Source organism: Ferriphaselus sp. R-1, from assembly GCF_000746095.1.
GTDB lineage: Bacteria > Pseudomonadota > Gammaproteobacteria > Burkholderiales > Gallionellaceae > Ferriphaselus.
Map to the genome: position 1 here is coordinate 140,630 of NZ_JQKP01000003.1, position 24,546 is coordinate 165,175.

At 63.7% G+C, this 24,546-nt stretch carries 27 protein-coding genes; 11 read left to right on the forward strand and 16 right to left on the reverse strand.

Annotation, left to right across the window (positions count from 1 at the left end; translation table 11 throughout):
* Window positions 1–42: 42 nt before the first annotated feature.
* Window positions 43–981 (reverse strand): HTH-type transcriptional regulator CysB, encoded by a 939-nt coding sequence (cysB, locus tag DM08_RS05075; protein ID WP_035383550.1) that lies wholly within the window; start codon window positions 979–981, stop codon window positions 43–45.
* 107 nt (window positions 982–1,088) lie between these two features.
* Here cysB and DM08_RS05080 point away from each other — a divergent pair, with 107 nt between their 5' ends.
* From DM08_RS05080 to DM08_RS05125, 11 genes are all read left to right on the forward strand, one after another.
* The gene (locus DM08_RS05080; protein ID WP_035383551.1) at window positions 1,089–1,871 is read left to right on the forward strand and encodes a sulfite exporter TauE/SafE family protein; all 783 of its coding nucleotides are present in this window, start codon (window positions 1,089–1,091) and stop codon (window positions 1,869–1,871) included.
* 15 nt (window positions 1,872–1,886) lie between these two features.
* The gene (locus tag DM08_RS05085; protein WP_035383552.1) at window positions 1,887–3,923 is read left to right on the forward strand and encodes a nitrite/sulfite reductase; all 2,037 of its coding nucleotides are present in this window, start codon (window positions 1,887–1,889) and stop codon (window positions 3,921–3,923) included.
* Between the two features lie 2 nt (window positions 3,924–3,925).
* Window positions 3,926–4,639, forward strand: a complete 714-nt coding sequence (locus tag DM08_RS05090; protein WP_035383553.1) for a phosphoadenylyl-sulfate reductase — start codon at window positions 3,926–3,928, stop codon at window positions 4,637–4,639.
* A 10-nt stretch (window positions 4,640–4,649) separates the two neighbouring features.
* The gene (gene cysD / locus DM08_RS05095; RefSeq protein WP_035383554.1) at window positions 4,650–5,555 is read left to right on the forward strand and encodes a sulfate adenylyltransferase subunit CysD; all 906 of its coding nucleotides are present in this window, start codon (window positions 4,650–4,652) and stop codon (window positions 5,553–5,555) included.
* A 139-nt stretch (window positions 5,556–5,694) separates the two neighbouring features.
* Window positions 5,695–6,948, forward strand: a complete 1,254-nt coding sequence (cysN, locus tag DM08_RS05100; RefSeq protein ID WP_035383555.1) for a sulfate adenylyltransferase subunit CysN — start codon at window positions 5,695–5,697, stop codon at window positions 6,946–6,948.
* 228 nt (window positions 6,949–7,176) lie between these two features.
* Complete coding sequence (locus tag DM08_RS05105; protein ID WP_035383556.1) at window positions 7,177–8,112, forward strand: CobD/CbiB family protein; 936 nt, start codon at window positions 7,177–7,179, stop codon at window positions 8,110–8,112.
* A gap of 44 nt (window positions 8,113–8,156) precedes the next feature.
* Entirely contained in the window at window positions 8,157–9,245 is a 1,089-nt protein-coding gene (hemH, locus tag DM08_RS05110; RefSeq protein ID WP_035383557.1) for a ferrochelatase, read from the forward strand.
* Between the two features lie 89 nt (window positions 9,246–9,334).
* Window positions 9,335–9,535, forward strand: coding sequence for a DUF3330 domain-containing protein (locus DM08_RS12505; RefSeq protein ID WP_081908778.1), 201 nt, complete (start codon window positions 9,335–9,337; stop codon window positions 9,533–9,535).
* A complete protein-coding gene (locus tag DM08_RS05115; protein WP_035383558.1) occupies window positions 9,535–9,987 on the forward strand; it encodes a peroxiredoxin in 453 nt (150 codons plus the stop codon). Before DM08_RS12505 ends, DM08_RS05115 begins: the two co-directional genes overlap by 1 nt.
* Window positions 9,988–9,991: 4 nt before the next feature.
* Complete coding sequence (locus tag DM08_RS05120; protein WP_035383559.1) at window positions 9,992–11,404, forward strand: PhoH family protein; 1,413 nt, start codon at window positions 9,992–9,994, stop codon at window positions 11,402–11,404.
* 158 nt (window positions 11,405–11,562) lie between these two features.
* The gene (locus DM08_RS05125; RefSeq protein WP_035383560.1) at window positions 11,563–12,333 is read left to right on the forward strand and encodes a class I SAM-dependent methyltransferase; all 771 of its coding nucleotides are present in this window, start codon (window positions 11,563–11,565) and stop codon (window positions 12,331–12,333) included.
* An 11-nt stretch (window positions 12,334–12,344) separates the two neighbouring features.
* Here DM08_RS05125 and DM08_RS05130 read toward each other — a convergent pair whose 3' ends face one another.
* The 15 genes from DM08_RS05130 to folE2 form a co-directional block, all read right to left on the reverse strand.
* Window positions 12,345–13,481, reverse strand: a complete 1,137-nt coding sequence (locus DM08_RS05130; protein ID WP_202593368.1) for an ABC transporter permease — start codon at window positions 13,479–13,481, stop codon at window positions 12,345–12,347.
* Between the two features lie 17 nt (window positions 13,482–13,498).
* Window positions 13,499–14,419: an ABC transporter ATP-binding protein gene (locus DM08_RS05135; RefSeq protein WP_035383562.1), complete on the reverse strand. Its 921-nt coding sequence runs from the start codon at window positions 14,417–14,419 to the stop codon at window positions 13,499–13,501.
* Window positions 14,419–15,411 (reverse strand): BtrH-related acyltransferase DarH, encoded by a 993-nt coding sequence (locus tag DM08_RS05140; RefSeq protein WP_035383563.1) that lies wholly within the window; start codon window positions 15,409–15,411, stop codon window positions 14,419–14,421. The genes DM08_RS05135 and DM08_RS05140 overlap by 1 nt, the downstream gene beginning before the upstream one ends.
* Complete coding sequence (locus tag DM08_RS05145) at window positions 15,408–15,803, reverse strand: DarG family dialkylresorcinol biosynthesis protein (protein ID WP_035383564.1); 396 nt, start codon at window positions 15,801–15,803, stop codon at window positions 15,408–15,410. Before DM08_RS05145 ends, DM08_RS05140 begins: the two co-directional genes overlap by 4 nt.
* Window positions 15,803–16,939: a beta-ketoacyl-ACP synthase III gene (locus DM08_RS05150; protein WP_035383565.1), complete on the reverse strand. Its 1,137-nt coding sequence runs from the start codon at window positions 16,937–16,939 to the stop codon at window positions 15,803–15,805. The genes DM08_RS05145 and DM08_RS05150 overlap by 1 nt, the downstream gene beginning before the upstream one ends.
* Complete coding sequence (locus DM08_RS05155; RefSeq protein ID WP_035383566.1) at window positions 16,929–17,909, reverse strand: hypothetical protein; 981 nt, start codon at window positions 17,907–17,909, stop codon at window positions 16,929–16,931. The genes DM08_RS05150 and DM08_RS05155 overlap by 11 nt, the downstream gene beginning before the upstream one ends.
* Window positions 17,910–17,955: 46 nt before the next feature.
* Window positions 17,956–18,531, reverse strand: a complete 576-nt coding sequence (locus tag DM08_RS05160) for a hypothetical protein (RefSeq protein WP_202593369.1) — start codon at window positions 18,529–18,531, stop codon at window positions 17,956–17,958.
* Window positions 18,528–19,592 (reverse strand): beta-ketoacyl synthase N-terminal-like domain-containing protein, encoded by a 1,065-nt coding sequence (locus tag DM08_RS05165; protein ID WP_035383567.1) that lies wholly within the window; start codon window positions 19,590–19,592, stop codon window positions 18,528–18,530. Before DM08_RS05165 ends, DM08_RS05160 begins: the two co-directional genes overlap by 4 nt.
* On the reverse strand, window positions 19,589–19,858 hold the full coding sequence (locus tag DM08_RS05170) for a phosphopantetheine-binding protein (protein ID WP_035383568.1): 270 nt from the start codon (window positions 19,856–19,858) through the stop codon (window positions 19,589–19,591). The genes DM08_RS05165 and DM08_RS05170 overlap by 4 nt, the downstream gene beginning before the upstream one ends.
* 23 nt (window positions 19,859–19,881) lie before the next feature.
* A complete protein-coding gene (locus DM08_RS05175) occupies window positions 19,882–20,145 on the reverse strand; it encodes a phosphopantetheine-binding protein (protein ID WP_035383569.1) in 264 nt (87 codons plus the stop codon).
* Between the two features lie 65 nt (window positions 20,146–20,210).
* Window positions 20,211–20,930, reverse strand: a complete 720-nt coding sequence (gene fabG / locus DM08_RS05180) for a 3-oxoacyl-ACP reductase FabG (protein WP_035383570.1) — start codon at window positions 20,928–20,930, stop codon at window positions 20,211–20,213.
* The gene (locus tag DM08_RS05185) at window positions 20,927–21,373 is read right to left on the reverse strand and encodes a hotdog family protein (RefSeq protein ID WP_035383571.1); all 447 of its coding nucleotides are present in this window, start codon (window positions 21,371–21,373) and stop codon (window positions 20,927–20,929) included. Before DM08_RS05185 ends, fabG begins: the two co-directional genes overlap by 4 nt.
* Window positions 21,367–22,164, reverse strand: a complete 798-nt coding sequence (locus DM08_RS05190) for a beta-ketoacyl synthase chain length factor (RefSeq protein WP_035383572.1) — start codon at window positions 22,162–22,164, stop codon at window positions 21,367–21,369. Before DM08_RS05190 ends, DM08_RS05185 begins: the two co-directional genes overlap by 7 nt.
* Window positions 22,161–23,360: a beta-ketoacyl-[acyl-carrier-protein] synthase family protein gene (locus DM08_RS05195; RefSeq protein WP_343282974.1), complete on the reverse strand. Its 1,200-nt coding sequence runs from the start codon at window positions 23,358–23,360 to the stop codon at window positions 22,161–22,163. The genes DM08_RS05190 and DM08_RS05195 overlap by 4 nt, the downstream gene beginning before the upstream one ends.
* Window positions 23,361–23,690: 330 nt before the next feature.
* Window positions 23,691–24,494 carry a GTP cyclohydrolase FolE2 gene (gene folE2 / locus DM08_RS05200; RefSeq protein WP_035383573.1) on the reverse strand — a complete coding sequence of 268 codons (804 nt, stop codon included), beginning with the start codon at window positions 24,492–24,494 and terminating at the stop codon, window positions 23,691–23,693.
* Window positions 24,495–24,546: the final 52 nt, after the last annotated feature.

Genomic DNA, 24,546 nt, shown 5'->3' on the forward strand with positions numbered 1-24,546 from the left:
ATACATCAAAAAACACGCACGCCATCCGGGCACTCGGGCGCGTCATTGCGGCTGCGCCCTTTTGGTCCTCAGTGCGTTGACGACGAGCTCACGAGATAGCTTGGGAGCGAACAGTTCGATGAAGTGGTAGGTGTAGCCGCGCAGGAACTCGTTGCGGCGCAGCGCAAGCCGGGTGATATTGGGTTTGAACAAATGGCTGGCGCTCAGGCAACGCAGATGGGTGTCACGCTCCGGCACGAATGCCATTTCGGCCACGATCCCCACCCCCAAACCCAGCTCGACGTAAGTCTTTATCACATCGGCATCAATGGCCGTGAGCACGATGTTGGGTACAGCCCCCGCCGCCCGGAACGCCTGGTCGATCTTGCCCCGTCCGCTGAACGCATGGTCATAGGTGATAATGGGATAGTCGGCGAGTGCACTCAAGCTCAGCTCGCCCACGTCCAGCAAGGGGTGATCCGGCGGTACGATGACGCTGTGGCTCCATTCGTAGCAAGGCAAAGTCATCAGTTCGTCGTACTGGTCCAACCCCTCGGTAGCGATCGCGATGTCGGCCTCGCCGCTGAGCGCCTGCTCGGCGATCTGGGTCGGGTTGCCCTGATGCAAGTTGAGCTTGACCCCCGGATAGTGCTCGATGAAGCGTTTGACTGCCTGAGGCAAGGCGTAGCGTGCCTGGGTATGCGTGGTGGCTATGGTGAGCGTGCCGCTATCCTGCGCACGGAACTCCTGCCCGACCAGCTTCAGATTGTCCGCCTCCAGCAACAGGCGTTGCGCGATCTCCAGCACCTGCTTGCCCGGCTCGGTGATGTGGGCGATGCGCTTGCCGTTGCGCACGAAGATCTCGATACCTAACTCCTCTTCCAGTAGCTTGATCTGTTTGCTGATGCCGGGTTGCGAGGTATAGAGCGCTTCCGCCGCCTGCGAGATGTTCAGGTCGCGCCGCACGATCTCTTGCAGATAACGCAATTGCTGGATGTTCATTATCAGGATTCGTAATAACTAAATGGAATGAGGTAATAATACATCAGTCTTTGTGGAACATTAAAGCACCCTTACCATGCGCGCCGTATTCAATACAGGTGTACGCAATGGATTGGCTCTACACATTCTCAGGTCTGTTGGTCGGACTCATCGTCGGCGTCTCCGGCGTGGGCGGAGGTTCACTGATGACCCCGCTGCTGGTGCTGCTGTTCGGCATCTCCCCGGCCACCGCCGTCGGTACCGACCTGCTCTACGCCGCACTGACCAAGCTGGGCGGTAGTTGGGTGCACCACAAGAAGGGCTCGGTGGATTGGCAGATCGTCAAACGCCTGGCCACGGGCAGCATTCCCGCCGCCCTGCTCAGTCTGTGGGCGTTGCATGAGCTGAACCTGGACGAAAAGCAGTTCAAGAGCATCATCACCACCGTGTTGAGCGTGGCGCTGTCGCTCACCGCACTGTCACTGTTCCTCAAGCCGCAGTTGCAGAAGCTGGGCCGTCGCAAGAGCGAAGCCAACGTCGAACTGCACGCGCATCCGGTCGCCGCCACCGTCATCACCGGCGCGATCCTCGGCGTGCTGGTCACCATCTCCTCGGTGGGCGCTGGCGCGCTGGGCATGGGCGTGCTGCTGTTCCTCTACCCACGCCATGCCACCGTCAAGCTGGTCGGCAGCGACATCGCTCACGCCGTGCCGCTGACTCTGGTCGCGGGTCTAGGCCACGCCGCGTTGGGCACGGTGAATTTCAGTCTGCTGGGCGCACTGCTGCTCGGCTCGCTGCCCGGCATCTGGATCGGCAGCCACTTGAGCGCTCGCATTCCGGAGCGCGTGCTGCAACTGATCCTGGCCACCCTGCTGCTCACCATCGCAGCCAAGTTTTTGTTCCTCAAGTAATCTGGAGACCACGCCATGAGCGTCATCAATCAAGACCTGTCTGACCTGGAAGAGATCGCCCGCTTCGAGCAGGCGGTGCAGACCTTCTTCAACGGCCACATCGATGCCGACCGCTTCACCGCCATCCGCCTGCAACAGGGCGTGTACGGCCAGCGCCAGCAGGGCGTGAACATGCTGCGGGTGAAGATCCCCGGCGGCCGCATCACCCCGCTGCAACTGGAGACACTGGCCGACATCGCGGAGACCTGGGCACAGCACCAGACCGTGCATTTCACCACCCGCCAGTCGGCGCAGATCCATTTCATCCCGCTGGCCGACATGCCCAACGCCATGCGTCGCCTGGTGCCGGTCGGCATGACCAGCCGCGAGGCCTGCGGCAACACCGTGCGCAACATGACTGCCTGCGGTCTGGCCGGCGTGTGCCCGAAAGAGCATGTGGACATCGGTCGGTACGTGGATGGTGCGACCGAGCATTTCCTGCGCAACCCGCTCAACCAGCAGATGCCGCGCAAGATGAAGATGAGCTTTTCCGGCTGCGAGGCCGATTGCGCCCAGTCGCTGCTGCATTGCGTAGGCGTGATCGCCACCCGCCGTGACGGCCAGCCCGGCTTCAAGATCAAGGCGGGCGGCGGCCTGGGCCACAAACCGCGCGAAGCCATCGTAGTGGAAGAGTTCGTGCCCGAGCGCGAGCTGCTGTTCGCCATCGAGGCGCTGGTGACGCTGCACAACAAGTATTCCGACCGCACCAAGCGGGCCAAGTCGCGCATCAAGTTCCTGGTCGAAAAGTTCGGCGAGGACGGCTTCCGCGCCAAGTATCGCGAGGAGTTCGAGCGCACCCGCGAGGCGCTGGCACAGCAGCCGTGGACGCAAGGCGAATGGCGCGAGCCGGATGCTGCCGCCCTGCCGCCTTCCGCTGGCGTAGCGCGCGGGCTGTATGCCCAGCGCCAACCGGGACTCCATGTCCTGCCGGTATCGCTGGCCATCGGCGAGATCAAGGCCGACAAGCTGCGCGGCCTGGCCCGCTTGTTCGGCGAGCACGGTTTGGAGGAATTGCATGTCACGCAGGACCAGAATCTGTCCGCCCTGAATGTGCGCACCGAACAGCTCCCGTCGCTGCGCGCCGGATTGGCAGCGCTTGGCCTGTCCGAGCCGGTGACCGGTGACAACGTGGTGGCGTGTCCCGGTGCGGCGACCTGCCGTCTGGGCGTGACCTCCAGCACCCTGCTGGCTCCCAAGCTGTCCGGCGGCAGCAAGGACCTGCGCATCCGCGTGTCCGGCTGCCACAACGGCTGCGCCCAGCCCGAGACCGGCGACATCGGCATCTACGGCGAAGGCAAGCGGCTGCACGGCAAGCTGACACCGCACTACCAGATGTATTTCGGCGGCTGCGGCATGAACGGTGGCGGACTGGCGCTGAAGGGGCCTACCGTCCCGGCGGCGCGCATGGAGCAAGCCATCGAACGTATCCAGCAGGCCCATCTGGCCAACGGCGAAGTGCGCTTCTTCGACTGGGCTCGTCAGCAGGATGAGAGTTATTTCAAGACCTTGCTGGCCGATCTGATCGAAGTGCGCGAGGAAGACCTGGCCTCGGTGATGCGCGATCATGGTGACGAAAGTGACTTCCGCGTAGTCAACCTGGGCGGCGGCGAGTGTGCGGGCGCGATGCAGGTCACGGTGGGAGCAAACTTCTACGAGGTGGCACACGAGCGCGAGTACCGCAACGCGCTGGGATTCCAGCGTAAATACAACGAAGCCGCGTCCTGCAACGAGGCCATCCTGCGCCTGCTCGGCAACGGTCTGGCCCAATTGCTGGGCGGCGTGAGGCTGGACAAGCTGGAGTTGTTGGCACAGCAACTGTCGGACATCGCTCCGGCGGAACTGGCTACCGCGTTCGCCCGGCTGGTCGAACTGCTGAACAATGTCGCCGAACACGACGAGGCCTCGCTGGCCGAACTGAACCGGGCAGTGGACAGCTGGACGCGTGAGGCAGGTGCCTATTGCACCACTCAGGACGAACAGCTCGACCTGACCGAAGCTTTGCCCAAGGTGTGAACATGAGCAATCTGAACGACAAGATCGCAACGACGCTGGCGCTGCTGCGCGCCGCTGTGGCCGACCACGGTCCGGTGACCTTCGCCAACAGCCTGGGGGCCGAGGACATGGTGCTGACCGACCTGATCGCCAGACACGGGCTGGACATCACCATGTTCAGCCTGGACACTGGCCGTCTGCCCGCCGAGACCTACGCGCTGATGCAACAACTGCGTAGCCGCTACCGCCTGCCGCTGCATATCTATTACCCGGAGTCGGCTGCACTGGAAAGCCTTGTGGAACAACAGGGTGTAAATGGTTTCTACGACAGCGTGGAGAAGCGCAAAGCCTGCTGCCATGTGCGCAAGGTGGAACCGCTGCGCCGCGCACTGGCCGGTAAAGGTGCCTGGCTCACCGGCATGCGCCGCGACCAGGCGGTGACACGCGGCACACTGGAGGCCGCCGCCTTCGACACCGACAACGGCCTGTGGAAATACAACCCGCTGCTGGACTGGAGCAACGCCGAGGTGTGGGAATACATCAAGGCCAACGACGTGCCGTACAACGCTCTGCATGACCAGTTCTACCCCAGCATCGGCTGCGCGCCATGTACGCGTGCCGTCACACCGGGCGAGGACATCCGTGCTGGCAGGTGGTGGTGGGAAGACCCGCAAAACAAGGAGTGCGGCTTGCACGTAGGCAAGTCCACTCCCCTGAAATTTGCATCAATCAACTGAAAGCGCTGACATGAGCACACACAACTTCACCCATCTGGACGCCCTTGAGAGCGAGTCCATCCACATCATGCGCGAGGTCGCTGCAGAGTGTAAGAACCCGGCGCTGCTGTTCTCCGGCGGCAAGGATTCCATCGTGATGCTGCGCTTGGCCGAGAAGGCTTTCCGCCCGGCGAAGTTCCCCTTCCCGCTGGTGCACATCGACACCGAGCACAATTTCCCCGAGGTGATAGCCTGCCGCGACAAGCTGGCCGCAGACTTGGGCGAGCGCCTCATCGTGCGTTCGCTGGAAGACTCGATCAAGCGCGGCACCATCGTCATCAAGGACGAGAGCAAGCCGCGCAACCCGTTCCAGTCGGTGACGCTGCTGGAAACCATCGAAGAATTCGGCTTCGATGCCTGCCTGGGCGGCGCGCGCCGTGACGAGGAAAAGGCACGCGCCAAGGAGCGCATCTTCTCCTTCCGCGATGAGTTCGGCCAATGGGACCCAAAGAACCAGCGCCCGGAACTGTGGGACACCTACAACACTCGCGTCCACCCCGGTGAGAACATCCGTGTGTTCCCGATCTCGAACTGGACCGAGATGGACATCTGGCAATACATTGGCCGCGAAAAGCTGTACATCCCGCCGATCTACTACGCACACGAACGCGAAGTGATCCGGCGCGGCGGCAACGTCATTCCGGTGTCGCATCTGGTACAGCCCAAGCCGGGAGAGAAGGTGGAAGTCGCCACTGTGCGCTTCCGCACCGTGGGCGACATGACCTGCACCGCGCCGGTGGAATCCACCGCCCGCACGGTGGAAGAGATCATCGAAGAGACCGCCACCACCCGCATCACCGAACGCGGCGCAACCCGCATGGACGACCAGACCTCGGAAGCGTCGATGGAACTGCGCAAGAAGGAAGGCTATTTCTGAGAGGCAGACGTGAGACGTAAGACGTAAGACGTAAGACGTAAGACGTAAGACGTAAGACGTAAGCAAAACCCGCGCAGCGGACAAAGTCAACTTACGACTTACGTCTTACGTCTCACGACAAAAAACTTAAGGATTCATCATGAGCACACAAACACAACTTCTCCGCTTCATCACCGCCGGTTCGGTGGACGACGGCAAGAGCACGCTGATCGGTCGCTTGCTGCACGATTCGAAGTCCATTTTCGAGGACCAGTTCTCGGCCATTTCCAAGACCAGCGAGAAGCGCGGCATGGGCGCGGTGGATCTTTCCCTGCTGACCGACGGTCTGCAAGCCGAGCGCGAGCAGGGCATCACCATCGACGTGGCCTATCGCTACTTCGCCACGCCGCTGCGCAAATACATCATTGGCGATACGCCGGGGCATGAGCAATACACCCGCAACATGGTCACTGCCGCCTCGACTGCCAACCTCGCCATCATCCTGATTGATGCGCGCCGTGGCGTGCTGACGCAGACCCGCCGCCACACCTATCTGGCCAGCCTGCTCGGCATCCCACACATCGTGCTGGCGGTGAACAAGATGGACATGGTCGATTACTCGCAGGCGCGCTTCGACGAGATCGTGGCCGAATACCGCAAGTTTGCCGCCCCGTTGGGCATAGACAACCCGGTGTGCATCCCGCTCTCCGCGCTGAACGGCGACATGGTGGTGGATCGCGGCGACAAGCTGGACTGGTACACCGGCCCGGCGCTTCTGGAACACCTGGACACGGTCGAGATCGACCACGACGTGAACACCACCGACTTCCGCTTCCCGGTGCAGTGGGTGTGCCGCCCGCAGACCGACGAATTCCACGATTTCCGCGGCTTCGCCGGTCGCATCGAGGCGGGCGAGATCTCTGTCGGCGACGAGATCACCATCCTGCCTGCGGGCCGCACTACCCAGGTGAAAGAGATCGTCACCTATGACGGCAAACTGCAGACCGCTTTTGCCCCGCAATCGGTGACGCTGACATTGGCCGACGAGATCGACATCTCGCGCGGCGACCTGTTCGTGCGCAGTGCCGACCTGCAGCCGCGCGTCAGCAAGGAGTTCCGCGCCGTGTTGTGCTGGCTGTCCGAGACCCCGCTGGAAAAGAGCCGCAAATATCTGGTCAAGCACACCACCCGCGTGGCGAAATGCCTGTTCAGCAGCATCGACCACCGCGTGGATGTCAACACGCTGGAGCTGCATCCGGCGGAAAACCTGAAGATGAACGACATCGCTCAGGTGCAGCTCAAGGTGCAGCAGCCGCTGGTGTTCGACGACTACGCCACCGACCGCGCAACCGGCAGCTTCATCGTCATCGACGAGGCCACCAACAACACCGTCGCGGCGGGCATGATCATCTAGGTAAGCGCTGATTAATTCCGTTCGTGGTGAGCTTGTCGAACCATGAGCGGAATTAATTAAATAGAATCAATGGCATCGAATGCCATTCGACAAGCTCAGGGCGAACGGGTTGAGTAAATCAGCGCATTCCTAGCCACCTCGGGACAGCGGCGCGCCACCACTGGCCGCTGTCCCGCCTCCTCCGGCTTTGTGTTATCTTGCGCGCATTCCGCACAAGCCCGATTCACCATGAGCCTGTTCTCCCTCATCATCGCCCTGCTGCTGGAGCAATGGCAGCCACTCGCCAGAACTAGATTGCCGCTGGCGCGAGTACAGGAATATGCCGATTTCTTCCGCTTCCGTTTTAACGCGGGCAAGCATCACCATGGCCGTCTGGCCTGGCTGGTGGCGGTCGGATCGCCGGCAGTTGTGCTCACTCTGGCATTCACCCTGCTGGATGCCATCCATCCGCTCCTTGCCCTCATTCTCAGCATCGCGGTGTCCTATCTGACTCTGGGCTTGCACCAACTCAACGAACGGTTCGGTGAACTGCACCAGGCGCTGAAGGATGGTGACACGTCCCGGGCAGCGAGCCTGCTCGCGCTGTGGCGCAATATGCCCAGCCAGCAACTCAACGCGAACGAGTTGGCCCGCGTCGCCATCGAACGCGCCTTGCTCGCCTCGAACCAGCACGTGTTCGGTGTCATCGTCTGGTTCCTGATCGGCATGCTGCTCGGCCTAGGCCCCAGCGGTGCGGTGGTCTACCGCCTATCGCAATATCTGGACGCACACTGGGGTGCTCTGGACGATCTCGATCATGGCGATTTCGGCGTGTTCGCCCGCCGCATCCATGGCTGGCTGGAGTGGCTGCCGGTGCGGCTGAGCGCGGCCACCTTCGCCATCGTCGGCAACTTTGAGGATGCCGTGTATTGCTGGCGCACTCAGGCGCATACCTGGGCCGACCCGGAACAGGGCATCCTGCTGGCCAGTGGCGCGGGGGCGCTCGGTGTCAGGCTGGGACTGGCCATCTCCGAGGACGGCGTACTGCTCGACCGCCCGGAACTGGGAACCGGCGACGAAGCCGCGCCCGACTACATGCAGAGCACCACCGGCCTGATCTGGCGCACGCTGGTGTTCTGGCTCATCCTGTTGCTGCTCATCACCCTGGCCACGCTCGTCGGCTAGGCTCGGGTATCATTCACCCCCTGACTTTACGGAACACGCCACAGATGTCTTTTCAAGCTGAACCTGCATACGCCCACGGCACTCCCGCAACAACCGCCGTGCTGCTTGTCAACCTGGGTACGCCGGACGCGCCAACGGCGGCAGCCGTGCGCCCCTACCTGCGCCAATTCCTTGGCGACCCGCGCGTGGTGGAGATCCCGCGCCTGCTGTGGTGGCCCATTCTGAACGGCATCATCCTGAACACCCGCCCCAAGAAATCCGCCGAGAAATACGCCAGCATCTGGATGCCGGAAGGCTCGCCGCTAAAGGTGCATACCGAGCGCCAGACGGCCTTGCTGCGTGAAGCGCTGCGGTTGCGCACCGATACGCCGCTGGTGGTGGATTACGCCATGCGCTACGGCAACCCCTCCATCCCCGAGGTACTGGCCAGGCTGAAGGCACAGAACTGTCAGCGCATCCTGCTGGTCCCGATGTATCCGCAATACGCAGCAAGCACCGTCGCTACGGCCTGGGACGTGGTATTCGACGAGCTGCAGCAGATGCGCAATGCCCCCGCACTGCGCACCATCAAGCATTTCCACGACGATGCGGGCTACATCGCCGCCACCGCGCAGAACGTGCGCGACCATTGGACGCTGCATGGTCGCCCGGAGCTGCTGGTGATGAGTTTCCACGGCCTGCCGCGCTACACGCTGGACAAGGGCGACCCCTACCACTGCGAATGCCAGAAGAGCGGGCGGCTGATCGCCGAGGCGCTCGGCCTGCGCAAGGACGAATACCTCATCACCTTCCAGTCGCGCTTCGGCAAGGCCGAATGGCTGCAACCCTACACCACCGCCACGCTGAAGAAACTGGGCAAGGCCAAGCTGCGCCGTGTCGATGTGGTCTGCCCCGGCTTCGTGGCCGATTGTCTGGAGACTCTGGAAGAGATCGCCCAGGAAGGCAAAGAGGACTTCCAGCACGCCGGGGGTGGCGAGTATCACTACATACCCTGCTTGAACCAGCGTCCGGACTGGATACGCGCACTCGCCGACCTGACGCTGGAGCACCTGCAAGGCTGGCTGGACCGGCCCGATGCTGCCCTGCTCGAACGCAGCCGATTGCTGGCGCTCGATGCCGGAGCGCAACGCTGATCAGGGGCGCTGCAGGTACGTCCGAGGTGGTTGCGCCCTCCCCGCCTAAGACGTACCATGCTTCCGTGTTCAACTACCGGGAAGACACCATGGATACCTCAGATTCCCCCAGCAGTGGACCTCTGGTGCGGTGTAGCACCTGCCGCAAGGAGATCCCGAAAAGCACGGCACTGATGCCTGAAGGCTCCGAGTACGTCGAGCACTTCTGCGGCACTGATTGTTACGACCAGTATTTCTCCGAACACCCGGAAAAGAATCCACCTGCCAACGACCCACGAGGAAAACCCTGATGACCGAAGTCGCCGACTTCACACTGCCCGCCACTGGCGGCACCACCTTCCAGCTTGCCGCAGCGCGCGGCAAGCATCTCGTGATCTACTTCTACCCCAAGGACAACACTCCCGGCTGTACGCTGGAAAGCGCGCAGTTCCGCGACCTTTACTCCGAGTTCGCTCAGGCCGGTTGCGAAGTGGTCGGCATCTCGCGTGACAGCATGAAGTCGCACGAGAACTTCAAGGCCAAGTTCACCCTGCCTTTCGCCTTGTTGTCTGATAGCGAAGAAGTAGCCTGTAACCTGTTCGGTGTCATCAAGCAGAAGATGATGTACGGCAAACAGGTACGTGGCATCGAGCGCAGCACTTTCGTCATCGACCGTGACGGCGCACTGCGCCGTGAATGGCGCGGCCTCAAGGCCGATGGTCACGCCGCCGAAGTCCTCGAATTCGTTAAAACACTGGGATAAAAACATGCCTGCACGCGCCACCAGCAAGTCGAAAAACACCAAGCTATTCGTCCTCGACACCAACGTGCTGATGCACGACCCGACCAGCCTGTTCCGTTTCGAAGAGCATGACATCTGCCTGCCGATGTTCGTGCTGGAAGAACTGGACAACAAGAAGAAGGGCATGACCGAAGTGGCGCGCAATGCGCGTCAGGCCAGCCGCTATCTGGACGAACTGGTGAGCGATGCGCCGCTCAAGATCGAGGATGGCATCCCGCTCGACAAGCTGGGCAACAAGAACGCCACTGGCCGCTTGTTCCTGCAGACCAAGTTCATCAAGTACGAACTGCCGCCGACACTGGAATCCGGCAAAGCCGACAACGCCATCCTCGGCGTGCAGATGGCGCTACAGATCGAACAGCCGAAGCGCCCGGTGATCCTCGTTTCCAAAGACATCAACATGCGCATCAAGGCGCGCGCACTGGGGCTGGAGGCGCAGGATTACTTCAACGACAAGGTGCTGGAAGACAGCGATCTGCTCTACACCGGCGTGCTGGCACTGCCCGAGGATTTCTGGGATCGCCACGGCAAGGACATGCAATCCTGGCAGCAGGACGGCCACACCTGGTACAAGGTCAAGGGACCGCTCTGCCCTGCCTTTTTCATCAACCAGTTCGTCTATCTGGAAAGCGGCACGCCGCTCTACGCCAAGGTCGTCGCTCAGGAAGGTGATACCGCCACCCTGCGCACCCTGACTGACTACACCCACCAGAAGAACGCCGTCTGGGGCATCACCGCCCGCAACCGCGAACAGAACTTCGTGCTCAACCTGCTGATGGACCCGGACATCGACTTCGTCACCCTGCTCGGCCAGGCTGGTACCGGCAAGACCTTGCTGACGCTGGCGGCGGGACTGTGGCAGACGCTGGAGAAGAAGCTCTACGCCGAGATCATCATCACCCGCGTCACCGTGCCGGTGGGCGAGGACATCGGCTTCCTGCCCGGCACCGAAGAGGAAAAGATGACGCCGTGGATGGGCGCGCTGGAAGACAACCTCGACGTGCTGAACCAGTCCGAGAATACCGACGCGGGCGACTGGGGGCGCGCCGCCACCCGCGATCTGATCAAATCGCGCGTCAAGATCAAGTCGCTCAACTTCATGCGCGGTCGAACATTCCTCAACAAGTTCCTGATTATCGACGAAGCGCAGAACCTCACGCCCAAGCAGATGAAGACGCTGGTCACCCGCGCCGGTCCCGGCACCAAGGTAGTCTGCATGGGTAACATCGCCCAGATCGACACGCCCTACCTGACCGAAGGCAGCTCCGGCCTCACCTATGTGGTGGACAGATTCAAGGGCTGGGACCACAGCGGCCACGTCACCCTGATGCGCGGCGAGCGCTCCAGACTGGCGGACCATGCGGCGGAGGTGCTGTGAGCGCCACCGATCTGCGCCCCTAGTTCCATGGAGTTGGCAGCATGGCTTCCCACTGCCAGCTCATCGGGTGCAAGCCCGCATTCGCCGCTGCACGCCGCCCCCGAGCCCGCCTGATTCAGTTATCATTCGCCCCCTGTTCCTATACCCCTGATCCAAACATGCCATCCGTATCCCATGAATCTGGCAGCGATATCGTCCATGCCCCACACCCGCCGCTCACCGAGTATTACGACAGTGAGGAGGACCGCCGTGATTGGGTAGGCGACCAGTTCAACAAGACGGCGGCGGATTACGACCGCATCGAGAAGATCCTCGGCTTGGGCACGGGTTCGATCTACCGCAAGAAGATGCTGGAACTGGCCGGTTTGCAGCATGGGATGAAGGTGCTGGATGTGGGCATGGGCACGGGTCTGGTCGCACGGCAGGCGGCTTTGCTGGTCGGCGATCCGGCCAACATCACCGGCGTGGACCCCAGCCCCGGGATGATAGGCAGTGCCAAGTTGCCAGCTGGTGTGCGCGTGATCGAAGGTCGCGCCGAGTCCATCCCGCTGCCTGACGGTGGCTATGACTTTCTGAGCATGGGCTACGCGCTGCGCCACGTCGCGAATATGGCGGATGCGTTCGGCGAGTTCCATCGGATGCTGAATCCCGGCGGCAAGGTCTGCATCATGGAGATCACGCCCGCCCAGGGCAAGTTAGGCAATGCCTTGCTCAAGGGTTATTGCAAATATCTGGTCCCCGCCCTCGCCAAACTGGTGGCCAAGGACAAGGACACCGCGCAACTGTGGCGCTATTACTGGGACACCATCGAGGCCTGCGCCGAGCCGACCAAGGTGATGAGCACGCTGGAGAGTGCCGGTTTCGTCAACGTGCGGCGCAACGTCGACCTCGGGATCTTCACCACCTATCTCGCCGACAAGGCTGCGTAACAGAGCCGCATTCAGCTCTGTCGTCTGAACAATGCGAAGGCGGCCACCAGCATGATGGCCGCAAAACCGCACAGTCGTCCGACCTCAGGCAGGATGCCGACGACATCCGCCCCACGCAACAACACATCCAGCAAACCTTCCAGCCCCCAGTTCATCGGGGAGTAGGCAGCGATCCGCTGCATGACCGACGGCATCACGAACAAGGGCACCATGATGCCGCCCAGAGCGGCCATCAACACGTTGAGGATGGGGCCCAGCGTCGCCGCCTGCGCGTGGGTGGTGACCAGACTCGCCACGGCCAGCGCCAGGCTGACGGCGGCCAGACTGATGGCAAGCAGCATCAACACCAGCGCCCCCCAATGCACGCCGTGCAGAGACAACCCGTCGCCGCCTAGCAACGGCATCAGCCAGATGCCGACCGCCAGCATCAGAGCGGCCTGTATGCCGTTGACCCACAGATAAGGCAGCATCTTGCCCAGAATGAGTTGCCAGGGGGCCACGCCCAGGCTGCGCAGGCGCGCCAGCGCACCGCAACTGCGTTCCTCGACGAACAGGCCCGCAATCGAGGCGACCACGAAGAACATGCCGAACACCAGCCAAGCCGGTACGTTCTGCTGTACGGCGCTCGGTCGCGCGCCGCTCGTCATCCGCTCCGCCGCCGCAGGCACCTCGCCCATCAGCTCGCCCAGGTCGATCTTGTCGGGCAGGTTCGCCAGCAGCGCCTCGGCGCGCAGCTGCGTCACCATGGCCAGCAAACGCACACGATGGGTCTCGAACATGCCGTTGTCCAGCCCCGGCTCGGCGAACAACCGCGCCCGAGCGTGCCCTGTGCCGCCGACCTCCGCCACCGCCGAGGAGAAGCCGTGCTCGATCAGCAGCACGTACTTGAGCCGCCCTGCACGCACCTCGCTGCGCCAGTCGCCCGGCAGGGCTTGCGCCGCTCCCCGCTCCTTCTGCCAGCGCGCCACCAGCTCCTGCGCGGCCTTGCCCTGATCCTGGTCGAGCACGGCGTAAGTCAGGTGCGCGGTGGTCGGCGCGTAGACATCCTTGAGCGCCATCGACATCACGATGATGAACACCATGGGCATGAGGAACAGGGCCGCCATGCCGTGCAGGTCGCGCGACAGGGCGAGGAGTTCTTTTTTCATCAGCGCCAGCAGCATGGTCAATCCCTCAGCGAGCGCTTGGTCAGCGCCATGAACAGCTGCTCCAGATCGGCATGGCCGTAGCGCATGCGGCGTATCTCCAGACCGGCTGCCGCCACCGCCGCGACCACCGCCGCCACGTCCTGGCGTGCATCCAGGCTTAGCCGCACACCATCCCCTTGCCGGGTGACGTGGCCGAACGGCGACAGCAAAGCCGTCAACCGCCCGCTCTCTTCGCCCGCCACGGCCAGTTGCAGCTCGGTAGCGTCGGCCCCCAGCAAGTCGCTCAAAGCCCCCTGCCTCAGCACCTTGCCCTGGTCGAGGATGACCACCCGGTCAGCGATGGCCTCGACCTCCTCCATGTAATGCGAGGTGTAAATCACCGCGCAACCCTGTGCGGCCAGCGCTTTCACGGCATCCAGCAGGAAGGCGCGCGACTGGGGATCGACCCCGACGGTGGGTTCATCGAACAGCAGCAGCTCGGGACGATGCAGCAAGGCGATGGCCAGATTGAGGCGGCGCTTCAGGCCGCCGGAGAGCCGGTCGGCGCGCACCGCGACATGCCGTTCGAGCTGGGAGAACGCCAGACATTCGGCGATGCGCGTCCGTGCCTGCGTGCCCGACAAACCACCGACACCGGCAAAGCAGGCCAGGTTCTCGGTCACGGTCAGGGTGGGATAGAAGGCATATTCCTGCGGGGCGACTGCGATGCGCGTCGGCTGCCGGGCGCGCAGGCTGGCCAACGGCTGGCCGTCCAGCGAGATGTCGCCGTCCTGTATCGCCAGCAAGCCCGAGAGATGGGCGATCAGCGTCGTCTTGCCCGCCCCGTTGGGGCCCAGCAGGCCCAGCACCTCGCCCGCCCTGGCAGTGAGCGACACATTCTCCAGCGCCGGGACAGCGGCTCCCGGATACCGGAAACTCAGCGCGCTGACCTCCAGCATCAGGCGACCGCGCGCTTGAGCGCCTGGAAGAACTCTTTTTCACGCCCGGCCTGGGTGCGCAGCATCCCGGCCAGCAGGGGCGGGTCGAAGCGCTCGCGCCCCTTGATCATGCGCGCCGCCTTCAGGGCGAACTCGCGCCAGCCGTCGCCGATCTCGTTGAGGCGTTCGGACAGCCGCTCCAGTTCGGCGATGCCGGTGATGCTGGCGGCCTCTTGCAGGAAGGCGGCATACAGGAAACGGAACCCCGCACCGCCCGTGCCTATCTCCTCCTGCATACGCACGATGTGGCCGACGTAGTTCAGGCTGTGTTCCGAGGTGTCCAGCCTGGCCACCTTGTTCGCCAGCATGTTGATGCCGCGCACGCCGACGATGGGAATCGGGCCGAGCATGATGCGCACGGTCTTGACGATGGCCCGGCGGATCGCATCAGCCCCGATCTCGCGGCTGCCGATGTGCTCGGGATAGTAGAGCAAACCCTTGGGAGCCAACGCTCCCTTGGCGAAACGGGCGCGTTGCAGATCGGCGCTGGCGCAGCGTTGCGGCAGTTCGGCGACCGGATCGCTGATCAGGTAGTCGTCGCCATCCTTGCCATACACCAGCAGGTTGTGGGCATTGAAGTGAAAACGCATGTCTTCCGGGAAGTACGGCAGCCAGAACACCGAGGTCTGCAGACCGACGACGCGGCCTTGCGCCAACAGCTCGTCCAGCCTGCGCATCCCCTGGGCCGGATCGCCGAAGGTCTCGAAATGGAAGCGCGTCTTGAGCTCCTTGCTCACCCCTTTGAGGATGGACTTGGGCGGCATGCGGTAGGCGATGAGCGGGAAACCGGTGAGCTTGACGAACGGCAGGTAGGCAAACGACAGCGCCGAAGACAAGCCGAACGCCATCGCTTCGGACAGCGCTATGCCGTGATGCGTCATCAGGTTGGCGGCCACCCCGCTCTCGCAGTGCGCCGCGTGGCGGTGCTGAAATGCTGACTGGGCGGCGGTCATGGCAGGGTCCTGAGTCTATCGAGGGGGAGACTGAGCGCCTCGGCATAGCGTTGCAACACGCGCTGCGGCAACCGGGCGAAGCGGTGCGGCTGAAGGTGGCGGCGGATGCGCCATTGCCAGATGCCGCTGGTCTGCGACAACAGCGCCACGTCCATGCGCCGGGCGTACATCCAGTATTCCAGCGGAGCCGTCAGCCCGGCTTGCGCGCGCTGTCTGGCATCCTCCGCCTGTGCGTTCATCCTGTCGACCGCTTGCAGGGTCACGGTCTCATCGACCTCGGAGCCGCACGACGGAACGATCACCATGCGCCCCTGTTCATCCCTGGCATACAGCGCCTTGCGATGCGGGCCCAGCGTGCGGTTGCCTTCCTGGGGAACTTCGTTGACATCCATCAGACAGCCTCCATGTAGACGAACCCGCTGGAGAAACGACCGCTCTCCGGGATGTACATCAACAGCCGGTGCCCCGGCTGGATGCGCCCCGAGCGGAACAGCTCGTCCAGCATGATGTAAGGCGAAGCCGAGCCGGTATTGCCCTTCTCCACCAGATTGGTGAACCAGTTGGCGGGCGGTATGTCTAGGCCGACCTCAGCCAGCGCGGCGGCAGCCGGCCCGGCAAAATACTGGGACGAGATATGCGGCAGGAACCAGTCTATGGGCTGGGCGGCCAGATTGTGCTTCTCCACCAGCAGCCTCAGCGGCTCGGTGAGCGTCGCCCGCACCACGTGCTCGTTCAGCAGCTTCACGTCCTGCTTGACGGTGAAGATCGAACGCGTCGCCCATTCCCCGGTGGAGAACTCCTGCCAGCCGGTGAGCGAGGCATCGGCGTTCTTCTCCGCGCCGGAGTACATGCAGGCGGGCAGCTCGTGCGCCGCCGACGACAGTTCCACCCACAGCACCTTCAGGCTGAGCGCATCGGTCGCCGGTCTATCCTCCAGCAAGACCGCCCCGGCTCCGTCCGACAGCATCCAGCGCAGGAAATCCTTCTCGAAGGCGATCTCCGGACGTTGCTCCAGCTCGCGCACCTTGTGTTCGGCCTCGGCCTCGAAATTGCGCGCATGCAGCGCCACCGAGGCCAGCTCCGAAGCCACGGCCACGGCCCGTTGCGCGTCTCCGGCCTTGACCGCCAGCCAGGCATGTTTGAGTGCCGCCGCACCCGCCACGCAGATGCCCGCCATCGACAAGACCTCCATGCGCGGCCAGCCTAGTTCGCCATGCACCATCACGCCATGCCCCGGCATGATCTGGTCCGGGCGCGAAGTGGCGGCGGACAAGCTGTCCACCTTGCCCAGCTCGCCCAGGCCACGCACGGCGGCGGCAGCGAGCTGGGCATTAGACATCACAGGCAGGCCGGTGTCGCGGTCAAGCGCGTAGTGCCGGTGCTGAATGCCGTTGTTGCGCAACACGATGCGGCGGGCCTTGGACGGCTTGCCGCCGACCATGCCGAGGACCGACTCCATCTCGTCATTGCCTACCGGCTCCAGTGGCAGGAACGAGGACGTACGGGTCAGGTACACATCAACACTCATACTGCTGCATCCTCTCTCTGCCCGAGCCTGAGGGCTGGTCGAACCGCTGCTTCAGAGCAGCGAAGCGGCGCTGCCTGAAGGGGCGCGTCAGCGTCTGGACGAGCAGACTGACCGGAACGACCGTCAGGATCAGGGTTATCAAAAAAATCACGTACAGGATCAACCAGGGATAACGGCGTGCTTCGCCCGGCCCGCCCACGGCGCGCAGCAACTTGCCCCAGAGGTAGAAACTGCGCGTCCCGGCCTGTTCACTGAACAACAGATGCGGATCGGAGTCGACCGCACCCAGTCCGGCCAGCAGCGGCGCACTGCCGCGCTCTTCATCGTTGCGCAAGGCGTCGCGCAGCGCCAGACCGAAGCGGCGCGCGGCATGGATGCTGGCAGCATCGACCCCCGCCGGAGGCAGTATCCTGAGCGGCTGTTTCTTGCCGCTGAGCAGCCACAGCGGCGTGGTCCACAAGCTGGCCAGGGTCGGACTGGGATCGACCAGCACGACATTGTCCAGCAGGCGTGCCCCGCACGCCTGCAACAGGCCCTTCATCTTCTCCTGCGCCAACATCCACATGTTGCGGCAGGCGATCACCGTCACCACCGGCTTGCCCTGCAACAGACGCCGGGCGAGCGGATGCTTGATGAAGGCCGTGACCGGCTGCGAGGGCGCGAGGAACCAGACCTGATAAGGCAGGATAACCAGGTCGAAATCCTCGTCACCGCTCAGCGACAGCGGCTGCAAGGCGGGCGGTACCATGTGGGCCGATTCCGGGAAGGCATCGAGAAAACTGAGGAAGCCCCATGGGAAAGGGAATGGCTTGACCGGGCGCAAGGTCTCGACATGCAGCTCGATCCGCGCGTCCTGCTGCAATGGGGCGATGATGCGCCGGGTGATCTCGGCTAGCTGCCCGGTCTGTGAATACTCAAGGACCAATACCCGCTTGGGTGAACCGGCTGTCGATGCGGTAGAGGTGTTCAAGGCGATCAGGGGAGCGAGTGCAGGGTAAGGTCCGAGGTAGGTGATTCTAGCATTTCACCCTCCCCGCACCAAGGTCGGACCAGATGCCGTCCACCATCGGGTGGGCTGCGTTCGGCTCGCTCGCAGCACGCCCACCGTCACCGGCTTCGGGGTACAGGCGCAACCAATGACTGGAGCCGCCGTCCATGTCATCCACCCAGCCCAGCAGCACGCCTGCCTCCCCCATGCGGGCGGTGGCGAGCTGCAGCAACGCAGCCGGACTGCCGCCGGCGACAAAACAGGCCGATCCGACCCACCCCAGCTGCGCCCCCAGTATGGCCAGCGACTGGCTGGGCTGAGTCTGCAGGAACGACAGCGGCATCGGCAGTTCGTCGCGCAACTGCGCGATGACGCTGACCGTCGCGACATGCGTGCCGCGACGGCTGCCCAACCATAGCGCCGCGCCGGGCGGCAAGCACGCCTCGCCCGCCTGCGCCATACAGCTCAGCGCGCCATACAGGCCGAGCTCCGTCCAGAGACTGATGCGGCGCGGCTTGCCGCCCGCCAGCATGGCCAGTTGCTCGCGCCAGTCCGCTGGCGGCGGCATGGCATCAAAGCGTCCGGTGATCCGTAGCGGCTTCATGTGCGCTCCAGCACGACCGAGGCATGGCTGCCGCCGAAGCCGAGTATCGTCGCCATCACCCGGCGCACCCCCTCCGGCCTGACCGTAGCCAGCGTGACTCCCAGCGCCTCATCCAGCGCGTCGCGGCAGGCGGGCCAGGCCGCGTCCGCGTCCAGGCAGCATGCCAGCAGGGCGAGCTCGACCGCGCCGGACGCGCCCATGGCGTGCCCCACGCTGGCCTTGAGCGAGACCAGCGGCGGCATGTCCGCGTACACCTCGCGCAAGCCCTGAGCCTCGACCCCATCGTTCACCGGGCTGCCTGCGGCCTGGACCTTGATCAGGTCGATCTCCCCGGCCCCCAGCCCGGCTGCGGCCAAAGCCTGGCGGTGCATGGCCACCACGGCAGAGGGCGTAGCGCCGGTCGGTTGCGTGCCGTCCACCACATGGGCTCCGCCCAGCAGTCGCCACCGGCTAGCCGCGCCTGTCGTCAGGCGCAGTGCCGCGACGGCCTCGCCCAGCACCAGGCCGTCGCGGTGCAGGCCGAAGGGTTGGCTGGTCGTGGTAGAAAGCAGTTGCAGGGCAGCAAAGCCCGCCAGGGTCAGCCGGTTGTCCAGCTCGATGCCCAACACCAGCGCGTCCTCGACCTCGCCACTGGCGAGCAGAGCATGGGCGGCCAGCAAGGCGTTCAGGCTGGAAGTACAGGCAGTGCTGATGACGTGTACCGGACCGGTCCACGCCAGCCAGTCCGCCACCTTGGCTGCGAACAGGTCGTAAGCGATGTCGGCCTCGCCGCGCTCTGCCGCGCCGATGTCGAACGAAGACGTGGCGATGAACAAGGGACTGTTGCGGATCAGCCCGCCCCCCGCTTCTTCGCTGACGCGCCGGACCAACTCGCGCGCCCGCTCGTTCCAGTCGCCTGCGGAGCCGGGGATGGCGTGATACGGGAAATCCCCACCCATCATGCCCGGCAGATGGCGGGTGGCCACCGGCTGACTACGCTGTCGTAACCCGGCCAGCACCTCTGGCTTGCCCCGTCCCAAAGAACAGGCCAGACCAAAGTCGGCGAGGTAGACGGGCTTCATGCCGGGCGCTGTCTGCGCAGATGTTCCGCCAGTGACGACAGCGAGGCCAGCGCACGGCGCGTATCCTTGCTGTCAGGCATGCGCACGCCGTAGCTCTTCTGGATGGCCATGGAGATCTGCAAGGCATCCAGCGAGTCCAGTTCCAGCCGCGAACCGGGACCGAACCAGGGCTCGTCGTCGCTCAGGCCGCCGACGGGCTCGTCCTTGTCCACGGCGGACAGAATGCACTGCTTGAGTTCGGCGCGGAACGCCAGGTCATCGTCCATCAGTATGATGCCGCCTGCCGGGACTAGCTGGCCGAGTGCTGCTGGATGTGCTGGTTCAGGCTGCGCAGGGAGGAGAATATCTTGGTGTTGTCGGCACTGTCAGACTTGATCTGTACACCGTAGGTCTTGGAGATCGCCAGCGAAAGTTCGAGGATGTCGATCGAATCCAGCCCCAGGCCTTCGCCATACAGAGGCGCATCCGGCTCGATCTCCGCTGCCGCCACGTCGAGATTCAGCGCACTGACGATGAGTTTTGCCAATTCCAGTTCTTGTTGATCCAATGCCATGTCCGTCCCCGAGTCTTGTGGTTTGTTTGGTCTAGTTTGGGGCGGATTCTACCTCAAGATGACCCTTATATCATCGCGCCATTGATGGAGATGACTTGCCCGGAGATGTAGGCGGCACGTTCCGAAGCCAGGAACGCCACCAGATCGGCGACCTCTTCCGGCTTGCCAGCGCGCCCCACCGGCACCATGCGCTTGATGGCTTCCTTGTCGAACACATTCTCGGTCATGGCCGACTCGATGATGCCGGGCGCGACGGCATTGACCGTGACCCCCCGGCTGGCCAGTTCCAGTGCCAGCGATTTGGTCGCCCCATGCAGACCGGCCTTGGCCGCCGCATAGTTGGTCTGCCCCCTGTTGCCAGTGATGGCGGCCACCGACGAGATGTTGATGATGCGCCCCCAGCGCTTGCCCAGCATCGGCAGCAGCAGCGGTTGCGTCACATTGAAGAAGCCGTTCAGCGAGACATCGATCACCCGCCCCCACTGCTCGGCGTTCATGCCCGGCATCACCGCATCGTCATGGATGCCTGCGTTGTTGACCAACACCTGGATCGCACCGTCCTGCAAGATCGCTTGCACTGCCGCCTGAGTCTGTCCGGCATCGGCCACGTCGAACGCCACGGCCTGTGCGCTGCCGCCCGCCGCGAGTATCCCGGCAACGGTCTCCTGCGCCTTGTCCAGCCCCCGGTTGGCGTGCACATAGACGTGACAGCCCTGCGCTGCCAGCGTGCGACAGATCGCCGCACCTATGCCCCCGCTGCCCCCGGTCACCAGTGCCCGCTTCATGCCCCGCCCTTTCCGGACGCGTCCAGGATCACGGTCGCACGTCCATGCATGACATGCACGGCACCGGCCCGGATGTCGAACTGGTAGATCACCCGCATCTCGTCCCCCATGATTTTTTCGGCATCGATCACCAGATCGTCGGCCAAGGTGTCCAGCCGCGTCGCGTGGCACACCACGTCGCGCACAGCGGCCAGGTAGCCGAGTTGGGGCTTGGCTCCGAAGTCCGCATCCCAGGCCCCGTGCACGGCCATGGCCTGTGCGGCGTATTCGATCCCGCACAGAGCGGGCAGTGTGTCGCCGGAGCGCAACGGGTTGTGCGGGTCACGGTGCGAACGGCTGACGCAGCGTATGCGCTGGGCATCGTAAGCCAGCACGCCGTCGAGCAGACACATATCTCCTGTGTGCGGGATGACCCGGCTGATCTCGGCCTTGCCGGCTAACACGGGCTGACCCTGACACGCAGATGGCTGTCCGTCAGGTAGGCGAGATCGACCTGCGTAGCGGCTGATCCGGCCAGCGCCGCCAGCACGGGCAAACCGCGCGCCACCGGCACGCCCAGCCGCAGCGCCTCCAGCGCGGGCTCCTGCATCATGGTCTCGGTCACCGGTCCCGGCTGCCAATCCAGCTCCAGCATGGCCAGCGATGTCTCGCTCCGTTCCGGGGTCAGCAGCAACGCCAGGCCGAATGCGGCGGTGATGGGCCGCACCGCATGCAAGGGCTGCGGATAAGGATGGTCGTAGGCGATCAAGGCCACGACAGCGCGGTCCACTGCCACTTGTACGGCAGATTCCAGCAGCCCTGCGGCGAAGCTGGCATCGTGTGCGCACAGACTGGTGGACGGCTCGCGCGAGCCCGCCGCGATGCACCAATAGCCTGCGGCGGCGTTGTGGACGGAGTTATGGAAACGGGTCGGCGACACTTCACGCGGCGCGGTCGCCAGTATGGTGTTGATGGCGTGGACGTTGTCGTTGTCGCCTCCCGACGAGGTGAACACCGTCGCTGCCGTGCCGGTCTCGCGTCCGGCCTGCTGCAACGCTTCCAGCCCGACCGCGAGCGCGAGCTTGATCGGCACACCGGCGCGCCTGCGCTCCGCCGCTGGCAGCATGTCGCAGACACGCATCTGGGTCGGTTGCGGCAGATAGTCCGCCCGGCCCGCCAGTATCTCGCGTCCCGCAGACCAATTCTCCAGCCCCGGCCCGAGCAGGCCGATACCCTCGACAAAGACGCGCATCATGCTGTTTTCCCCAACACCAGACTGCAATTGCTGCCACCGAAGCCGAAAGAGTTGCTCAACACGCGCTCCACTCTGGCCGAGCTGCCCTCGATCCGGTAGTCGATCGCCAGCGCGGGATCGAGCTGCTGCGTGTTCAGGCTGCCGGGGATGAAACCGTGCTCGATGGTCAGCATGGAAATGATGGCTTCGGTGATCCCCGCCGCCCCCAGCAGATGGCCGGTCCAGCCCTTGGTCGAGCTGCACGGAACGCGGCTGCCGAATACCTCGGCGATGGCCTTGCCTTCGCTGGTATCGTTGGAACGGGTCGCCGTGCCGTGCAGATTGATGTAGTCGATGTCGTCCGCCACCAGCCCGGCAGAGGTCAGCGCACGGTGCATCGCCAACTGCGCGCCCAGTCCCTCGGGATGCGGCGTGGACATGTGGTAAGCGTCCGAACTTTCGCCCACGCCCAACAGCAACATGCCCCGCGCATCAGGCCGCGCCCGTTCGATCAAGGCGAAACCTGCGCCCTCGCCCACCGAGATCCCGTCCCGCTCCGCGTCGTAGGGACGGCAGGGCAAGCGCGAGACCAGGCCCAGCGAGTTGAAGCCGTACAAGGTGCTCAGGCACAGGCTGTCCACCCCGCCCACCACCACCGCATCGCAGACACCTGCCTCCATCATGCGCGCCGCATTGGCGAACACCTTGGCGCTCGAAGAACAGGCGGAAGAGACCACGAAGGACGGGCCGGTCAGGCCGAGATAGCGCGCCACGAAACCGGCCAGCGAATACGAGTTCTGCGTCTCGGCATACTGGAAATCCGGTGGCAACTGCCCGGTCTGCGGGTCCAGCCGACGGTAGGCCAGCTCTGTTTGCAGGATGCCGGAGGTGCTGGTCCCCAGAAACACGCCGATGCGATGCGCGCCATAGCTGCGCTTCGCTGCCGCCACCACCTCGGCAAAACCATCCTGCTCCAGTCCCAGTTGGGCCAAACGGTTGTTGCGGCAATCGTGAGCGGCAAGATCGGGCCGGATGGCATAAGCATCCAGGGCGGGCACCTTGGCGATGTACGTTTCGAGATCGACATCCTCGAACTGACACGCGCTCAAGCCCGAGCGCCGGGACCGCATCGCATCCAGAGTGGCTGCTGTACCCAGCCCGAGGCTGTTGGCAAGCGTGAAGTGACTGATGAATAAGGGAGACAAATTGAGCGGCACTAAGAGTCAAATGAGAGAGCCGACCCGGCGCATCCAGCCCCGGAACGGCTCGCGGATTCTAAAACATCCCGCAGAGCGAGTCCATGCGGAAAGTATGGGGCAATTCGCCTCCGGCCTGGCTGTCGCCCCACCAGCGATACCGGGCGCGATGATGCAGGAAGCGACCGGGCCAGACAATAGGCCGGACGGCATATTGACAATGGGGCGCAAGGCTGACTGCTCCGCCCCACAAATGACGACAAGCCGCATAGCGGCTTGTCGTGGCGCGGGCTAACGCGTGTAATGCGCAATACCGAAGCCGATCCGAGCGCGAGATGCTGCGCGCCGTGCTCAGTTCTGCGACTTGTCTCTTTCGATCAAGGCATAGGCCGAGTGGTTGTGGATGGACTCGAAGTTCTCGGATTCCACCACGTAGGAGACGATGCGGTCGTCGGCGTTGAGCACGGCGGCGACATCACGCACCATGTCTTCGACGAACTTGGGGTTGTCGTAGGCGCGTTCGGTGACGAACTTCTCGTCCGGGCGCTTGAGCAGGCCGAACAGTTCGCAGGAGGCTTGCTCTTCAGCGTAGCGCACCAACTCTTCGATCCACACCGGGGTGGAGGTACGCACGGTGAGCGTGACGTGGGAGCGCTGGTTGTGAGCGCCGCGCTCGGAGATCTTCTTGGAACACGGGCACAGGCTGGTCACCGGCACCAGCACCTTCATGGTGAAGCGGTATTCGCCGTCGATGATCTCACCGACGAAGGTCACGTCGTAATCGAGCAGGCTCTGCACGCCGGACACCGGGGCCGCCTTGTTGACGAAATACGGGAAACTCATCTCGATGTAGCCCGATTGCGCCTCCAGCTTGACCACCATCTCGCGCAGGATGCTCTCGAACGATTCGACCGAGATCTCGCGCCCATGCTGGTTGAGGATCTCCACGAAGCGCGACATGTGCGTGCCCTTGAAGTTGTGCGGCAGGTGCACGTACATATTGAAGGTGGCGACGGTGTGCTGCACACCCACGCTCTTGTCCTTGACCATGACAGGATGGCGGATGCCCTTGATGCCTACCTTGTTGATCGCCAACTGGCGGGTGTCGGCGCTGTTCTGTACATCCGGGATGGCGCACGCTGCGGCTGAGTTCATAGTCTTGTTCTCGATACTGAAAAGTCAGAGGTGGGAATTATAGCCGATAGTT

Coding starts and splice junctions, on each gene's coding strand:
- DM08_RS05130 (WP_202593368.1), bottom strand. CDS start 13,481: ATGAAAAAAGAACTCCTCGCCCTGTCGCGCGACCTGCACGGCATGGCG.
- cysB (WP_035383550.1), bottom strand. CDS start 981: ATGAACATCCAGCAATTGCGTTATCTGCAAGAGATCGTGCGGCGCGAC.
- hemH (WP_035383557.1), top strand. CDS start 8,157: ATGTCTTTTCAAGCTGAACCTGCATACGCCCACGGCACTCCCGCAACA.
- DM08_RS05165 (WP_035383567.1), bottom strand. CDS start 19,592: ATGAAGCCCGTCTACCTCGCCGACTTTGGTCTGGCCTGTTCTTTGGGA.
- cysD (WP_035383554.1), top strand. CDS start 4,650: ATGAGCACACACAACTTCACCCATCTGGACGCCCTTGAGAGCGAGTCC.
- DM08_RS05190 (WP_035383572.1), bottom strand. CDS start 22,164: ATGATGCGCGTCTTTGTCGAGGGTATCGGCCTGCTCGGGCCGGGGCTG.
- DM08_RS05080 (WP_035383551.1), top strand. CDS start 1,089: ATGGATTGGCTCTACACATTCTCAGGTCTGTTGGTCGGACTCATCGTC.
- DM08_RS05115 (WP_035383558.1), top strand. CDS start 9,535: ATGACCGAAGTCGCCGACTTCACACTGCCCGCCACTGGCGGCACCACC.
- folE2 (WP_035383573.1), bottom strand. CDS start 24,494: ATGAACTCAGCCGCAGCGTGCGCCATCCCGGATGTACAGAACAGCGCC.
- DM08_RS05145 (WP_035383564.1), bottom strand. CDS start 15,803: ATGGATGTCAACGAAGTTCCCCAGGAAGGCAACCGCACGCTGGGCCCG.
- DM08_RS05175 (WP_035383569.1), bottom strand. CDS start 20,145: ATGGCATTGGATCAACAAGAACTGGAATTGGCAAAACTCATCGTCAGT.
- DM08_RS05160 (WP_202593369.1), bottom strand. CDS start 18,531: ATGAAGCCGCTACGGATCACCGGACGCTTTGATGCCATGCCGCCGCCA.
- DM08_RS05105 (WP_035383556.1), top strand. CDS start 7,177: ATGAGCCTGTTCTCCCTCATCATCGCCCTGCTGCTGGAGCAATGGCAG.
- cysN (WP_035383555.1), top strand. CDS start 5,695: ATGAGCACACAAACACAACTTCTCCGCTTCATCACCGCCGGTTCGGTG.
- DM08_RS05150 (WP_035383565.1), bottom strand. CDS start 16,939: ATGAGTGTTGATGTGTACCTGACCCGTACGTCCTCGTTCCTGCCACTG.
- DM08_RS05125 (WP_035383560.1), top strand. CDS start 11,563: ATGCCATCCGTATCCCATGAATCTGGCAGCGATATCGTCCATGCCCCA.
- DM08_RS05140 (WP_035383563.1), bottom strand. CDS start 15,411: ATGACCGCCGCCCAGTCAGCATTTCAGCACCGCCACGCGGCGCACTGC.
- DM08_RS05085 (WP_035383552.1), top strand. CDS start 1,887: ATGAGCGTCATCAATCAAGACCTGTCTGACCTGGAAGAGATCGCCCGC.
- DM08_RS12505 (WP_081908778.1), top strand. CDS start 9,335: ATGGATACCTCAGATTCCCCCAGCAGTGGACCTCTGGTGCGGTGTAGC.
- DM08_RS05120 (WP_035383559.1), top strand. CDS start 9,992: ATGCCTGCACGCGCCACCAGCAAGTCGAAAAACACCAAGCTATTCGTC.
- DM08_RS05090 (WP_035383553.1), top strand. CDS start 3,926: ATGAGCAATCTGAACGACAAGATCGCAACGACGCTGGCGCTGCTGCGC.
- fabG (WP_035383570.1), bottom strand. CDS start 20,930: ATGAAGCGGGCACTGGTGACCGGGGGCAGCGGGGGCATAGGTGCGGCG.
- DM08_RS05135 (WP_035383562.1), bottom strand. CDS start 14,419: ATGCTGGAGGTCAGCGCGCTGAGTTTCCGGTATCCGGGAGCCGCTGTC.
- DM08_RS05170 (WP_035383568.1), bottom strand. CDS start 19,858: ATGGACGATGACCTGGCGTTCCGCGCCGAACTCAAGCAGTGCATTCTG.